18 protein-coding genes and 3 tRNA genes are annotated in these 14,225 nt (G+C 48.2%); 6 read left to right on the plus strand and 15 right to left on the minus strand.

Features of this window, described 5'->3' with window-relative positions; translation table 11 throughout:
• Nucleotides 1-73 precede the first annotated feature (73 nt).
• Complete coding sequence (locus ACZRKO_RS09090) at nt 74-856, plus strand: IclR family transcriptional regulator (RefSeq protein ID WP_463736873.1); 783 nt, start codon at nt 74-76, stop codon at nt 854-856.
• Between the two features lie 112 nt (nt 857-968).
• On the opposite strand, the gene ACZRKO_RS09095 is transcribed toward ACZRKO_RS09090, so the two are convergent.
• The 3 genes from ACZRKO_RS09095 to ACZRKO_RS09105 all read right to left on the minus strand — a co-directional run bounded on the left by ACZRKO_RS09095 (nt 969) and on the right by ACZRKO_RS09105 (nt 2,341).
• Nucleotides 969-1,226 (minus strand): hypothetical protein, encoded by a 258-nt coding sequence (locus ACZRKO_RS09095; RefSeq protein ID WP_463736874.1) that lies wholly within the window; start codon nt 1,224-1,226, stop codon nt 969-971.
• Between the two features lie 378 nt (nt 1,227-1,604).
• Nucleotides 1,605-1,946: a DUF2502 domain-containing protein gene (locus ACZRKO_RS09100; RefSeq protein ID WP_463736875.1), complete on the minus strand. Its 342-nt coding sequence runs from the start codon at nt 1,944-1,946 to the stop codon at nt 1,605-1,607.
• Nucleotides 1,947-2,209: 263 nt separating this feature from the next.
• Nucleotides 2,210-2,341, minus strand: a complete 132-nt coding sequence (locus ACZRKO_RS09105; protein WP_256594519.1) for a hypothetical protein — start codon at nt 2,339-2,341, stop codon at nt 2,210-2,212.
• Nucleotides 2,342-2,568: 227 nt separating this feature from the next.
• Here ACZRKO_RS09105 and ACZRKO_RS09110 point away from each other — a divergent pair, with 227 nt between their 5' ends.
• Nucleotides 2,569-2,781, plus strand: a complete 213-nt coding sequence (locus ACZRKO_RS09110; protein ID WP_463736876.1) for a YccJ family protein — start codon at nt 2,569-2,571, stop codon at nt 2,779-2,781.
• Nucleotides 2,782-2,835: 54 nt separating this feature from the next.
• Here ACZRKO_RS09110 and ACZRKO_RS09115 read toward each other — a convergent pair whose 3' ends face one another.
• The 3 genes from ACZRKO_RS09115 to ACZRKO_RS09125 form a co-directional block, all read right to left on the minus strand.
• Nucleotides 2,836-3,099 (minus strand): hypothetical protein, encoded by a 264-nt coding sequence (locus ACZRKO_RS09115; protein ID WP_463736877.1) that lies wholly within the window; start codon nt 3,097-3,099, stop codon nt 2,836-2,838.
• A 52-nt stretch (nt 3,100-3,151) separates the two neighbouring features.
• Nucleotides 3,152-3,463, minus strand: a complete 312-nt coding sequence (locus ACZRKO_RS09120) for a hypothetical protein (RefSeq protein ID WP_463736878.1) — start codon at nt 3,461-3,463, stop codon at nt 3,152-3,154.
• A 122-nt stretch (nt 3,464-3,585) separates the two neighbouring features.
• On the minus strand, nt 3,586-4,092 hold the full coding sequence (locus ACZRKO_RS09125; RefSeq protein WP_463736879.1) for a YlaC family protein: 507 nt from the start codon (nt 4,090-4,092) through the stop codon (nt 3,586-3,588).
• A gap of 179 nt (nt 4,093-4,271) precedes the next feature.
• Between ACZRKO_RS09125 and ACZRKO_RS09130 the strand changes: the two genes are divergently transcribed.
• Nucleotides 4,272-4,769 (plus strand): GyrI-like domain-containing protein, encoded by a 498-nt coding sequence (locus ACZRKO_RS09130; RefSeq protein ID WP_463736880.1) that lies wholly within the window; start codon nt 4,272-4,274, stop codon nt 4,767-4,769.
• On the opposite strand, the gene deoR is transcribed toward ACZRKO_RS09130, so the two are convergent.
• A complete protein-coding gene (gene deoR / locus ACZRKO_RS09135) occupies nt 4,753-5,517 on the minus strand; it encodes a DNA-binding transcriptional repressor DeoR (RefSeq protein ID WP_463736881.1) in 765 nt (254 codons plus the stop codon). The two genes, ACZRKO_RS09130 and deoR, sit on opposite strands and share 17 nt — an antisense overlap.
• Nucleotides 5,518-5,772: 255 nt before the next feature.
• On the opposite strand from deoR, the gene ACZRKO_RS09140 reads away from it, so the two are divergent.
• Entirely contained in the window at nt 5,773-6,492 is a 720-nt protein-coding gene (locus ACZRKO_RS09140; protein WP_463736882.1) for a PfkB family carbohydrate kinase, read from the plus strand.
• Nucleotides 6,493-6,500: 8 nt separating this feature from the next.
• On the opposite strand, the gene ACZRKO_RS09145 is transcribed toward ACZRKO_RS09140, so the two are convergent.
• The gene (locus tag ACZRKO_RS09145) at nt 6,501-7,157 is read right to left on the minus strand and encodes a metallophosphoesterase (RefSeq protein ID WP_463736883.1); all 657 of its coding nucleotides are present in this window, start codon (nt 7,155-7,157) and stop codon (nt 6,501-6,503) included.
• Nucleotides 7,158-7,439: 282 nt separating this feature from the next.
• On the opposite strand from ACZRKO_RS09145, the gene ACZRKO_RS09150 reads away from it, so the two are divergent.
• Both ACZRKO_RS09150 and proP read left to right on the plus strand, forming a co-directional pair.
• Nucleotides 7,440-7,706 carry a hypothetical protein gene (locus tag ACZRKO_RS09150; RefSeq protein WP_463736884.1) on the plus strand — a complete coding sequence of 89 codons (267 nt, stop codon included), beginning with the start codon at nt 7,440-7,442 and terminating at the stop codon, nt 7,704-7,706.
• Nucleotides 7,707-7,986: 280 nt separating this feature from the next.
• On the plus strand, nt 7,987-9,489 hold the full coding sequence (proP, locus tag ACZRKO_RS09155; protein ID WP_463736885.1) for a glycine betaine/L-proline transporter ProP: 1,503 nt from the start codon (nt 7,987-7,989) through the stop codon (nt 9,487-9,489).
• A 131-nt stretch (nt 9,490-9,620) separates the two neighbouring features.
• Here the strand turns inward: proP and ACZRKO_RS09160 are convergent, their stop codons facing one another.
• The 7 genes from ACZRKO_RS09160 to uvrY form a co-directional block, all read right to left on the minus strand.
• A complete protein-coding gene (locus ACZRKO_RS09160; RefSeq protein ID WP_463736886.1) occupies nt 9,621-10,052 on the minus strand; it encodes an OsmC family protein in 432 nt (143 codons plus the stop codon).
• 248 nt (nt 10,053-10,300) lie between these two features.
• Nucleotides 10,301-10,386: transfer RNA gene (locus ACZRKO_RS09165), tRNA-Leu, on the minus strand.
• A gap of 11 nt (nt 10,387-10,397) precedes the next feature.
• Nucleotides 10,398-10,471, minus strand: a tRNA-Cys gene (locus ACZRKO_RS09170).
• Between the two features lie 58 nt (nt 10,472-10,529).
• A tRNA-Gly gene (locus ACZRKO_RS09175) sits at nt 10,530-10,605 on the minus strand.
• Between the two features lie 148 nt (nt 10,606-10,753).
• The gene (gene pgsA / locus ACZRKO_RS09180; protein WP_463736887.1) at nt 10,754-11,302 is read right to left on the minus strand and encodes a CDP-diacylglycerol--glycerol-3-phosphate 3-phosphatidyltransferase; all 549 of its coding nucleotides are present in this window, start codon (nt 11,300-11,302) and stop codon (nt 10,754-10,756) included.
• 56 nt (nt 11,303-11,358) lie between these two features.
• Nucleotides 11,359-13,194, minus strand: coding sequence for an excinuclease ABC subunit UvrC (gene uvrC, locus ACZRKO_RS09185; protein ID WP_463736888.1), 1,836 nt, complete (start codon nt 13,192-13,194; stop codon nt 11,359-11,361).
• On the minus strand, nt 13,187-13,843 hold the full coding sequence (uvrY, locus tag ACZRKO_RS09190; RefSeq protein ID WP_463736889.1) for a UvrY/SirA/GacA family response regulator transcription factor: 657 nt from the start codon (nt 13,841-13,843) through the stop codon (nt 13,187-13,189). The genes uvrC and uvrY overlap by 8 nt, the downstream gene beginning before the upstream one ends.
• Between the last annotated feature and the right edge of the window lie 382 nt (nt 13,844-14,225).

A 14,225-nucleotide genomic window follows, 5' to 3' on the forward strand; every position in this document is an offset into this window, starting at 1 on the left:
TTCATGCTGCCGGAGATTACATTGACCCATCGGTGTTTCAGTAAAGAGGGAACGTTTTGAAAAGGAGAGAACGATGAGTGATGACAGTCATCCAGACGAGGAACGTACAGGGGGAATTCAGGTTATTTCCCGCGCAGCGAAGATCCTCAACACATTGGGAGAGCATCCGCAGGGTATGAGCCTTGGCACAATCGCTAATGAAGTATACCTGCCCCGCTCGACGGTTCAGCGTATTGTCGCTGCGCTGGCCGAAGAGGGATTTGTTCGTTCAGAGGGCGCCGCCGGGGTGAGACTGGGACCAACATTACTGCGCCTGGTATCGACTGTTCATACCGATGTCATCGCTATCGCCTCACCTTTTTTAAAACAACTTAGCGAAACGGCCAATGAAACTGTCGCTCTTGGGCGCGCCAGCGGAATGCAGATTGCCAATATTTATAACGTGGTTGCAGAGCGTGAATTGCGGGTTTCTCCGCGGGTAGGGTTAAACCTGCCGATATATAGCACTTCCGCCGGACGCGCCTTACTGGCATTGAAAACAGATCAGGAGATCCGTGCCTTAGTGGGGCAAACTTTTGAGCCAATGACCTGTTATACGGTACGTGATATTGATTCATTACTGGCAAAAATTGCCGTTGTACGAGAGAGCGGTATCTCAACCGAAAACGGAGAAACGGTGGAAGGTATCTCGACGATGGCCGTCACCCTCGACACATTTCTCGGCCTTTACACGGTTTCACTATTGGCCCCTTCCACGCGAATGGAAACTAATGCAGCGCAGTTGCGCGAAACGCTTTTGCACTGTAAGGCGCAACTGATCGGTGAAATTGGCAATCTGGGCGGCCATAACAAATAGTTGGTGAAACCTGATAATAAAAAAACGCCCACGAGAGGCGTTTTTTTACTGACGGGGAACAGCCGAATATTATACAGACATTACGCTCTGGCGAATGCACCAGCTGAATCAATCAACATTTAATCACACCCATCTCTTTTGCCCAGAGGCTAATTTGCTCTGGGTAAATAAATGAAATTTCGTTATCCAAAGGCCGGACCGATGAAAGCTGTAACGTTGCGAGACAAGGATAGAGAGCCGGTCGGCTTTCGAACAAAAAGTCTTCCAACTCTTCTTCCGTCAGCAAGCTGTCGCCCTGAATGCCATCCAGCAGGAAATAGGTCTTCATCATCCAGTCGCGGTATTCAAAATCATTTTTAATCATATACATAAGATGGTTCTCAGGGTTTTACTGTTGTCACTGCGGCACCCCGAATATCTGATAAGAACTCACGTTCCGGGCTACGCAGCGAAAATAAAATCGAGCCATCCGTTGCTGATTCAAGCAACATAAAATTAACAATTTGACGGGGGATGATCAAGGATCACTTTATCTGAAAGTTAATCTAAACAGATAACGGGAGCATACCAACCAACACCCATTAAATACATAAATTAAATGAATATTTATTTAAAATACATCCGAAATATTAATGATAACGCGCTCTGAAAACGTCGTTTTGACACTCAATAAAGAAGAACAGAATAGACGTTGAGGATGCCTTCGCATTATCACCGCCTACCCTGTTCTCAAATACTTTTCACTCTGTTACCAACGTCCCGGTGGCGGACCTTCACGCCATCCCGGAGGGGGACCCTCATGCCAGTGCGGTGGGGGTGGCCCTTCACGCCAATAATGGTCATGATGCCAGTAACGCGGAGGAGGCGGAGGCGGTGCGTAATAAACCCAGTGACCACGGCCTTCATCACGATAATGATGGTCCCACCAGCCAGGTTCTCTCCAGCCACCACCATCCCAATAATAACCACGTGGGTCGCGATCACCGACATGCAGTGACAGGCCGGGGACGTTGACCCCTATCTCGACATCAGCCTGCGCAACGGCCGGTAAACTTAGCATGACAGCGAGAACTAAAATTAATTTTTTCATCCGATACCTCACGACCTGCTTATCAGGTGATGCCAAGGTACCGCCAGCTATCTTACTGTTCTATAGGAATTTATCCCATTTACTCAGCCCTCACGTTCTCCTTACATATACGACAAATCAGACATAAACGGGCGCAAGAGGCAACGCGTTAACAACAAAGGATAATTTACTTTTATTGCATAAATTACAGACATAAAAAAAACCGCCGGAGCGGTTTGTTTTTTGAAAACGTAAAGCGTGTTTATTACAGACATTGCGAAAAATTAGATTTTGCAGCCTTCGCAGTCACTTTCATCCTGAACAACTTCAGGCACAGCAGAGGCTTTCTCGGCAGCTTTCTCTTCCGCTTTTTCCAGTGCAGCATCTATATCAAAATCAAAAATATCGTCACTCATTCTCTTCACCCTAAGTTATCAAACGCTGTCAGCATTATAAACCAGAGCCCTGTCGCCCGCTCTTTTTTATCCCTCTCCGGGCACATTTTGTCACTACATCTAGTAGCTATGGTTAAAAACAACACCATATCGCGCAATTTAACCTCACTCAGATTTGCGTCACCTGCGCTCGGCGACCATAGTTAAAGGGAGCAGTATTCTGAATTATTAATCACAAGGAGAATGAGATGACCACGTCTACCATTAAAGCTTGGGCTAATACGCGTGAAACGTCGCATGAAATTGCGGAAGCCATTTTCGAGCTGGCTAAGAATGATGAGGTGCTGGCACAGAAGATTTGGGAGGAAGGAAATGATGAGGTTCTTCCAATAGCTTTCGCGAAAACAAAGGAAGACTATCTGTTCTGGGGGGAAGAGAAAATTGACAGGAAGAATGTCTGATTCCTGAAACCTGAAGACCCTGAGCAGAAAGCTCAGGGTTGAAACCACACGGCATTAGCTATCGAAGCCAAACCCCATCTGATGTGCCCACTCAAAAACCTGCTCTTTGTAGACAAAGCGAGGCTCACAAACACCGGGCTGACCGGGAGTCTGGATCATAACGGCAATACAAGGATAATTAAGTGGCCGCGCATCAAAGATAAAATCGTCAACTTCCTGATCGACAAATTCAGTGGTTTCGCCCACCGCACTGACCTGAAAAATCTCTTCCATGATCCAGTTACGGTATTCAAACTCATTGTTGATAAACGTCATCATTCGCCCCTTAATTGCCGATCTCTGCTTATTCTACCCGTCATCTCACCATAACTCATCCATGCAGGCCCTCTTCGCCGCAACAAGGGCACATTTCGACACGTGATACAGACATGTGAACACTGCCATCGCTCTCCCATTCCACCCGTAATTCCTGCCCCTCAGGACAAAGAGTGTTCAGGTGATCCAAGGGGATATAACGGTCAAAATGGTTTGCCTGACCTTGCATCTTTTCTGTCAGTAGCAGTGTATCACCGGCGAAAATACGCGCGGTCGCCGTGGCATCCATTTTGACGCTGGCTGACGTTTTCATGGGGTCAGAGGAGAGTTTGAATAAATGATGAATTGTGAGTTTGATTCGTTCCACTGCGGCCTCTGTACTGAGCTGTTATATCCGCCAGAATGTTACATTCACCAGAAGGATAGTTCAGTTTCAGTTTATCAGAACCGCAGCCGTCTCGTCATTGCAGAGGCATCGAAAAGGGAGTCTTAGTGCGCAACCTGTACACTGGCCAGCGTATTGTGCAACAGCTTATCCTGACGGGCTACATCATAAACATCATAGAAATCAATAGCACCTTTGTTGCGTACAATAGCTTCAATACGATTTTTGATGCGCTGGTTGACGTCTTTAGAACTCAACAACTGCGCCACAGCATCAGAAGAAATCTCCCGGCTGAAGTACCACTCGCCGTTATAACAAACACGCAGATCCAGCACGCCAATGTCTTCGTAGCGGTAAGTGGGTTTGATTTCCATCAGCAACATGGCTGACATAAACAGCAGGAAAGCCGTAAAACCTGCGAACCACCCTATCCCCATGTAAGGAGATACATACATCACAATCCCCACCAGAATGTACCCCGCCAGCATCGCGAGACACAACCACGGATGATTTACAAAAAATTCAGTGTTGATACGCGGCTTGCCGTCACGGCCTTCAAGGCGGTTAATCCGCTCAATTTCACTGTTTAATATATTTTTGATTACGTCCATCTCAAAACCTCGCGACAGGTACGACTATAATGCTATCTGATACCAAGATTTTATCATGGTCACTGTTATAGCGCGTAGAGCAGTTGACCCCGATTGAGGTTGAAACTGTTATAGCTCAACCTGCTTTCCTCTTTTGTAAAAGGACCCCATTCGCTGATATTAAGCATAAGGAGAACACTATGGAATTTATGATAGTAGAAAGGCCAGCGAGAAAACTGGTGAGTTACCGGGTTGTCGGCCCCTATGAAAAAACCATCAAGGAAGGATTCCGCCATCTGGTGGCGTGGTCAGAACGTCATCATCAAAAACATCTTGAGTGGCTGACACTGTTCCATGATAACCCAAACACCACACCCGGAGAGAAGTTGCGGGCTGACCCGTCTGTCTGCGTTGCCGATAATTTCATTCTCGACGATGCTGAAGGCCTGGCACTGCAAACATTACCGGGTGGTACTTACGCGGCCTACCACACCACGGTGGCTGACGGTAATTTTGCCAAAGCATGGACCGAGTTTTACACGCAGTACATTGCCGAAAGTGGTTACAAGCCGGATGGTAAAGCCTGCTACGAGCACTATCTTAATGACGGCTCAGAGAATGGAGTCTGGGATGTGGTCTTTTACCAGCATGTGGAAAAGATCGCAGCCCATGCCGACCCTCTCAGTTCAGCAGGGTGATATCAGACTGGCGGCAAAAATCCACATACGCCTGAGCGGGCTGAACGTCCGTCACCAAAGTATTAAAGCGTGCCAGAGGTGCGATCGCAGCCGGTCGCACCTGCTCAAATTTACTGCTGTCGACCACCAGAATATTTTGCTCGGTTCTTTCCATCGCCTGATGCTTCATCAACAATTCGTCGAAATTAAAACAACTTACGCCATACTGAATACTCACCCCTGCCGCTGAAATAAAGGCTTTATTCGGACGGATATAGTCCAGTTCATTGCTGCGGCCAATCGGGGTGAAAATGCTGTTGCTGGATTTAAACGCACCCCCACATAAAATCACCTCGCAATGAGGCTTCTCCTGCAGAGCAAGGAAAGTGTTAAGCGAATAACAGATGGCAGTAAAAATCCGCGTATCAGGAATACTTTCAATAATATAGGGCGTAGTGGTTCCGCAATCAAAAAACACAGTATCGTCATCTTCGACCAGACGGGCGGCCACTCTCGCAAGACGGCGTTTCTCTTCCACCTGACGCATTTTCTGTTCAGTGACAAAATAATGTGTCGCGGGGCTGTTTTTCGGATCGATCACAATGTACCCGCCGAGGAGGATCACCGGCGAAGGCGCAGCATTCAAATCGCGACGGATGGTCATTTCCGACACATCGAGCAACAGCGCGGCTTCTTTTAAATGGATTTTATCGGACTTCTTTAACGCCATTAACAGACGCTGTATCCGGTCTTCGCGCTTATTTTCCATGATGATGTCTTAATGGGTCTCCAAAAGGCTATCGGTTACTATACCTTTGCAGCGTGGCAGCGGCAAACGGCATCAATGTGCAATTTGTTATAATTATCACATTAAACATCAGCTACCTGACTGACGCATCTTGATAAAATCGAATAACACGCCCTTTCAACCCACGACAAATGTCACATTTAAAACATTATTGCATTGCAATGTTGTTATGATAACAAAATAATAGCGCAATAATCCGACAGCGGGAGAACGAAAATGGGTATCGCAGCAATGGGATTCGGTGGTACAGAGTTAACACACCACAAGAGGAACACTCTTTATTCTAACGGGATGACGCAAAGTACCGTCAGCAACCGCCGCCGGGAAATCCTTCAGGCCCGCGCTGTCGCGCAACTGGGCAATTCACGGGCTGTGCGTACGTGTTTTCCTGACAATGAAAGTGACCTGCAGCGCTGTTCCCTCCTCCTGCTGCAACTGGACCAGCCCGCAGAAATACTGAACCCGATAATGGCCAGTGCGACGCACCATGGGCTCACCGTTGTTCTCACCCCTGCTGACCTGAGCAGCTCACAGGATGCTGGCCTCGCCTGCCGCGGCGATTTTCTTATTGTCAGCGAAAGCGAACTGGAAACCCTCACTGATATGCCGGTGAACGGCTTTGCACAAATGGAAGAAGCGGCAAAAAGCCTGCTGCAACAGGGGCTGAGGAATCTGATCATCACCCTTGGTGAGCGCGGTTGTCTGTGGATGAGCTGGGGAAAAACGCGTCACGTTGCTGCTTATAAAGTCCATGCGGTCGATACGCGGGGTGCCCGCGATGCATTTATTGGCTGCTTCGCGCATTATTATGCGAAAGATGGCGACGTCCTGAATGCGCTAGAACACGCAACTCTTTATGCCGCCTGCTGCGTTACCCGTGCAGGCGGGCAGGATGCCTATCCTTCTCTGGCGGAATTTCAGGCGTTCCGCCCCTGAAGCAGTGCTTACTGAATTTGCTGTACCGTCAAATACCCGCCAAATACTGCGCCAGTATCAATGTAATGCTGGTTGGCAAACACCTGAGGATGTTCGACCGGCGTGTGACCAAAGTAAAAAGCCTGTGCACCACTGATTTCCTGGTAACGCCCCGCCAGCGCATGGTTGACCCGGTCTCGGTTCCAGATAACCTGATAACCATCCAGCGGTTTACCAAATTCATAATCGTCTGAGGTGTAGTCAGCGTGAGCTATCACCACTATGCCCTGAGTTGTGCTAATTTCAATCACGTGCGGCAGTTGGTTAGCCTTGTAAATGAGCTGCCTGGCCTCCTCTTCCCTTCCCCCCTCAAGCGCATAAAACCAGTCGCCACCGTTACGTAGCCAGCGTTCGATATTGGTTTCATTCAGCGCATCAATCGCCATCTGCTCATGATTGCCACGCACGCAAATAAACCAGGGTTCATCCATTAAAGCCAGACAGCCGATACAGTCAGGCCCGCGGTCAGCAAGGTCACCCACTGAAAGCAATAGATCGCTGGCCGCGTCAAAGCGTACCCGCGCAAGCTGCTCTTCCAGCATTGAAAGACAGCCGTGCAGATCGCCCACTACATAGATATGGCGATATTCAGCACCGTCAATCCGTTGATAGATAATCGGGGTCATTTTGGATTGGTTTATCCATTAGGTTAGAGAATGCTTTAAGTGTAATGTACCCTGCATAAGTGATGAATTGTGCAACAACCCCGCAAAAATATCTGCCTGAAGAAAAAATATTTCCGGCGCCGCTGGAAGCGCTAAAAGCGGCTATGTCGCGGTTTTTAACCCATTTTGATAAATTGCCTACACCTTGTTGCGCTTAAAATCCACTAATAAAAAATTACCGCTAAGCAATTGACGCCTTTTCGCGCTATACTATGGGCCGCTCGGAATAAAACCGGAGGTTTTATGAGTTCCACAGTTGTAAGCGCTCGTGATGAGTGCCCGTTGTGCCAAAGCACCAATAAGACGTCGGTAAACATGTCGGCGAAAATTGTCACCGTGACCTGCACCTCTTGTGGCCGCTACAGTATCTTCCGTAAAACAATGGAAGAGATCTCGATAGACCGTAAGAAGCGCGTAGCTTTGCAGGCGTTCTTCACCAGCCAGCCGAACTACCATTTGCCTTTGTCGATCAGGGCACTGAGCAATACAGATACATCGGGTGAAATCTAACCCTAAAAACGCCCCTCGGGGCTGTTTTAACCTCTTCCCTGTTTTAAATTTCCCTTCTTATCTGTTGATCATTACATCGATTTGTAAAAACAGCGCGCAATAAAAGAGTGGGTCTTTCCTGCTCTTTTTTCATTTAATGCGCCATTGTTCATTAAATGACCCCGCTTTGCACCTATTCTCAAAAGCGTCCTATAATGATTTGAAATTTCTAAAAAGTACTTTAGCAGATAAATATCTCACGCTTTACACAGTGGAGCTATTTGAACAAAGGACGTAAAAAATGAGATTAAGAAAAAAACGCGTTAAACCCATGCAAATCAATGACATTACTATCATTGATGACACCAAGCTGAAGAAAGCTATCACCGCAGCCGCTCTGGGTAACGCCATGGAGTGGTTCGACTTTGGTGTGTACGGTTTCGTCGCTTTTGCGCTGGGTCAGGTATTTTTCCCAGGTGCAGATCCGGGTATTCAGATGATTGCTGCACTGGCAACTTTCTCTGTTCCCTTCCTGGTGAGACCGCTGGGTGGTCTGTTCTTTGGCGCATTGGGTGATAAGTTCGGACGGCAGAAAGTTCTCTCCGTCACCATCATTATAATGTCGGTCAGCACCTTCTGTATCGGGCTGATACCTGGCTATGCCACGATTGGTATCTGGGCGCCAATACTGCTGTTACTGGCAAAACTCGCTCAGGGCTTTTCCGTGGGTGGTGAATACACCGGGGCAGCCATTTTTGTTTCCGAATACTCACCGGACAGAAAGCGCGGTTTCCTCAGCAGCTGGCTTGATTTCGGTTCTATCGCCGGGTTCGTCTTAGGTGCCGGTGTCGTTATTCTGATATCGAGCATTGTCGGTGAGCAGAACTTTCTGGACTGGGGCTGGCGTATTCCGTTCTTCGTCGCAGCACCGCTGGGCTTGATCGGTATTTACCTGCGTCATGCCTTGGAAGAGACCCCTACATTCCAGCAACACGTGGATAAAATAGACAACGATTCGCGCAATAATATCGCCGAACCACCTAAAGTCTCTTTCCGCGAAATTTTCACTAAACAGTGGAAAAGCATGATTATCTGCGTAGGCATCGTGATCACCACCAACGTCACCTACTATATGCTGCTGACTTACATGCCAAGCTACTTGTCGCATAGTCTGCATTACTCAGAAGATCATGGTGTATTAATCATCATTGCCATTATGGTCGGCATGCTATTTGTACAGCCGTTTATCGGCATGTTGAGCGATAAAATAGGCCGTAAGCCCTTTATTATCGTCGGCAGTATTGGCCTGTTTATACTCGCAATCCCAAGCTTCATTCTGATTAACAGTGGCGTTATTGGCCTGATTTTCTGCGGCTTGTTAATTCTTGCGGTACTGCTCAACTGCTTTATTGGTGTCATGGCCTCCACGTTGCCAGCGATGTTCCCAACTAACATCCGCTACAGCGCGCTGGCGATTGCCTTCAACATTTCCATCATGGTCGCCGGTATCACGCCAACCTTCGCGGCATGGCTGGTTGAGTCGACGCAGAACTTGTACATGCCGGCTTACTATCTGATGGTCGTCTCCGTTATTGGTCTGGTGACCGGTGTATTCATGAAGGAAACTGCCAATAAACCGCTGAAAGGGGCGACACCCGCAGCCTCCGACCGCGCTGAAGCCAAAGAGATCTTGCAGGAGCATCACGACAATATCGAACTGAAGATTGAAGATATTGATGCGCAGATCGCCGAGCTTGAAAGCAAAAGAAAAAACCTGATTGCGCAGCATCCGGAAATTAATTAATTTCGGTGACAGTAGCAGTAAGCTGTAAATGCACAAAAGCCGGTCAGTGAAAACTGCCCGGCTTTATTTTTGACATCAGCATCATCGGCCGGTGCCTACAAGAAGCGGCCACCAGAGCCACAGAGTGCTTCTTAGTTCTCTAACTCATAAGTCAGCGTGATATCGACCTTAAGCAGCTTAGAGACAGGACAGCCTTCTTTTGCCTGCTTGATGATTTTATCGAAAGTGTCTTTCTCAATACCGGGCACTTTGACCTTACTTTCCAGCGCCACTTTGGAAATGGCAAATCCGCCTTCGACCTTATCGAGTGACACAATCGCCTTAGTATCAATACTTTCAGGGACGAAACCCTCATTGCCGAGCATCAGCGAAAGTGCCATTGAGAAACAGGATGAATGCGCCGCCCCAATCAGCTCCTCCGGATTGCTCCCCGGCTTACCTTCAAAACGTGTATTAAATCCATAGGGTTGATCTTTAAGCGCACCGCTTTCTGTCGAAATGTACCCTTTCCCCTGTTTAATATCGCCTTCCCAGTGTGCTGTACCGTACTTATGAATGGTCATATCAATCCTCCGATTTGTGATACTTACCTTATCAGTATAGTGACTGATCCGGAGTTTGGGGCGAACAGCTCGCTGACTACGGGCGTTAAAAACGGTAGAGCAGAGTGGCCGAAGCGGGCTGTCAAAGGAGAGAGGTGGTTTGAAAGAGGCGTTTAAAACGGGTGAAAAAAGGCATAAAAAAACCACCCGAGGGTGGCTATAAACGACATTGCTACTTTATTGCTTTTGATTATTCTGTTAATTTTCCATGGTACCCGGGACGAGACTTGAACTCGTACAGCCTAAGGCCGAGGGATTTTAAATCCCTTGTGTCTACCGATTCCACCACCCGGGCTCCGGGAAAATTGGAGGCGCGTTCCGGAGTCGAACCGGACTAGGCGGATTTGCAATCCGCTACATAACCGCTTTGTTAACGCGCCTTTAATTCTTACTACTTATCTTGCACTTAAGCCGATATCGCTATCTTCTTAATAAATTTGGAGCGGGAAACGAGACTCGAACTCGCGACCCCGACCTTGGCAAGGTCGTGCTCTACCAACTGAGCTATTCCCGCATTAATCAGAACTTACTGATTTTTTTAACTATCTTCTGGCTACCTGCTGGCTGCCGTCTGATGCGATGCATTCTACTTACCTGACGCAATGAGTCAATAAAATTATCGACCCCAAACGATCGTTTGGCGGTTTTTAACTCAGTTTGAATCAGGGTTCCAACAAATCATGCCGTGCGGCGTTCAAATATTGGAACATCGACCAGAAAGTGAGCACTGCGGCGATGTAGAGCGCGCCGACACCGACCCAAATCACAATCGCATCATGGCGCCATAAAAGGGCCACCAGCGAGAGCATCTGCGCCGTAGTTTTAACTTTACCAATCCAAGAGACCGCAACGCTGCTGCGCTTGCCAATTTCAGCCATCCATTCACGCAACGCTGAGATAATGATCTCACGAGCAATCATCGTGGCCGCTGGTAAGGTTATCCACCATGCATGAAAATGCTCGGCAACCAGCACCAGCGCCATGGCGACCATCACTTTGTCAGCCACCGGGTCAAGAAAAGCACCAAAACGCGTGGTCTGCTTCCAGCGGCGGGCCAGATAGCCGTCGAACCAGTCAGTGATCGCCGCAAAGACGAAGATCAGTGCGCAAGCCGTCGGTGCCCATGCATAAGGCAAATAGAAAGCCAGCACGAAAAACGGAATAAGTACAACGCGAAACAGGGTGAGGCACGTCGGTATATTAAATTGCATGGCGTAGGTAACTGTCTGTCTTGTGAGGTTATTATGAGTATGTTGCTACATCGCTCTTAGTGTTTCAACGCATTATGGATCTTTTCTGCCAACGCGTTGGAAATACCCGGCACCTGTGCAATTTCCTCAATACTGGCATTCAGCAATGGCTGAATGCCACCCATATACTTCAGTAAAACTTGCCGGCGCTTAGGACCGACGCCTTCGATTTCTTCTAACGCACTGGTATTGCGTACTTTAGCGCGTTTTTGCCTGTGTCCGGTAATCGCATGATTATGCGAATCATCACGGATATGCTGGATAAGATGCAGAGCGGGTGAATCCGACGGTAAGGAAATACCCTCGCCTTCCGGCACAAAAAACAGTGTCTCCAGACCCGCCTTGCGATCGGCTCCTTTCGCAATACCAATCAGCAGCGGTTTTGACTTATCCCAGGTCACGTTCAACGAGGAAAAAACGTCAATCGCCATACCCAACTGGCCTTTGCCGCCATCGATAAAAATGACGTCAGGAATTTTTTTATCTTCTATCGCTTTGCCGTAGCGCCGCGTGAGCACTTGCGCCATCGCTGCGTAATCATCACCGGGCGTAATACCGGTAATATTGTAACGCCGGTACTCTGAACGCAGCGGTCCGTTGGCATCGAAAACCACGCAGGAAGCGACGGTCTGCTCGCCCATAGTATGGCTGATATCGAAACATTCCATACGGTTAATTTCGGCAAGTTTGAGCGTTTTGGCCAGCTCGTTCATCCGTTGATGGATCGTCGACTGCTGGGCCAGCTTGGTCGTCAACGCCACCGAAGCATTAGTCCGCGCTAATTTGAGATAACGCGCCCTGTCGCCCCGGGGCTTACTTTGAATCAACACTTTACGGCCCGCCATCTCACTGAGCGAGTCCGCCAGCAGATCTTTCTCGGGCAAACTGAAATCGAGCAGGATCTCGCCGGGCAGCGTGCGCGACTGACTGCCCTGTAAATAAAACTGTCCGACAAATGTTTGGACCACTTCGCTCAGCTCGGTTCCACCAGGAACTTTCGGGAAATAACTGCGGCTGCCCAGCACTTTGCCCTGACGGATAAACAGTACGTGCAAACACGCAAGGCCGGATTCAAAGGAAACGCCGATAACATCCAGATCTTCGCTGTTGCCTGAGACAAATTGCCGTTCAGTCACGCGGCGCACCGCCTGAATCTGATCACGGATGCGCCCTGCTTCCTCAAAACGCAGCAATTTACTGGCTTCTTCCATGCGTTCGACAAGGTTGTTCAGGACCTGCTGATCTTTACCCGAAAGAAACAGACGGACGTAATCAACCTGCGCTTTATACTCTTCTTCGCTGACCAATCCTTTGACACACGGACCAAGACAGCGGCCAATCTGATATTGCAAACAGGGGCGCGAACGGTTGCGGTAGACACTGTTCTCACATTGCCGGATCGGGAAAAGTTTTTGCAGTAACGCCAGAGATTCCCTTACTGCATATGAGTTCGGGAACGGACCGAAATATTCGCCCTTGGCATGCTTAGCACCACGGTGGATTGAAATTCGCGGGTGGTTATCAGCGCTTAAAAAGATCAGCGGATAGGATTTATCATCGCGCAACAATACGTTATAGCGAGGCTGATAGAGCTTGATGTAGTTATGTTCAAGCAGCAGCGCCTCGGTTTCTGTATGAGTCACCGTCACATCGATTTGCGCGATGTTTTTAACCAGCGTTTCTGTTTTACGGCTAGAAACCTGCAGGCGAAAATAGCTGGAAAGACGTTTTTTCAGGTCTTTCGCTTTACCAACATAAATAACGGTGCCGCTGGCGTCGTACATTCTGTAGACGCCGGGCTGGCTGGTAACCGTATTTAGAAAGGCTTTGGGATCAAAACGTTCATCACTCACTGCCAGACAAAGTCTCCGCATTGAACAGACCGTGCCGGATGGCAAGGTGCGTCAGTTCAACATCACCACTGATATTTAATTTACTAAACATCCTATAACGATAACTGTTAACCGTCTTCGGACTCAAGTTAAGTTGTTCGGAGATTTCGTTGACCTTCTGGCCTTTGGTGATCATCAGCATAATCTGAAGTTCGCGTTCAGAAAGGCTGTCAAACGGCGTTTCGGATTGCGGCGCAATCTGGCTCAGCGCCATCTGCTGAGCAATATCGGAGGCAATATAACGCTGACCGGAATCGACCAAACGTATTGCGTTTACCACTTCTTGTGGTGCCGCACCTTTACTCAGATAGCCGTAAGCCCCCGCCTGCATCACTTTGGCTGGCAACGGGTTCTCGGTATAGATAGTTAGCATGATAATCTTGATGTCAGGTGAGAAGCGGACTATTTTTTTAGTCGCCTCTAACCCACCGATACCCGGCATATTCATATCCATCAAGACAATATCTACATCGTTGCTGCGACACCATTTCACGGCGTCTTCGCCACATTGGGCTTCACCCACAACTTTGATGCCTTTGATATCTTCTAAAATGCGTCGGATCCCTGCGCGCACCAGTTCGTGGTCATCAACAAGAAGAACGCTAATCAAAGAGAATTCTCCAAAAATAAAGGCGACACACAGTCATGTTTTCATGGCTTGTCGGCAGGCGATATTACGTAGAAAACGTGAATAAAGAGCTTTGGACAGCTTGACAACGAAGAGAGTGCAGCATTGACAGGTCGATTATGAGGCTGCTGACCTGGCTGTCAGACATTGACAGCGGAAATAAATAAAACGCCATGTAAAAACGTTAATTTAATTAACTGCAGCATTTTACTCCATACCTGAGAGGTTGACCACGGAATGTCTGTAAAAAAATGCGTTAGTGCATGTAAAAGCAAAATGCCAACTAAACGGAAATGTGTTTAAGAAAAAGAACTGAGAAATCATACAGAAAAGGAACCAATCCTACGCTTTATGAAACAGCTGT

Source organism: Ewingella sp. C233, from assembly GCF_055407225.1.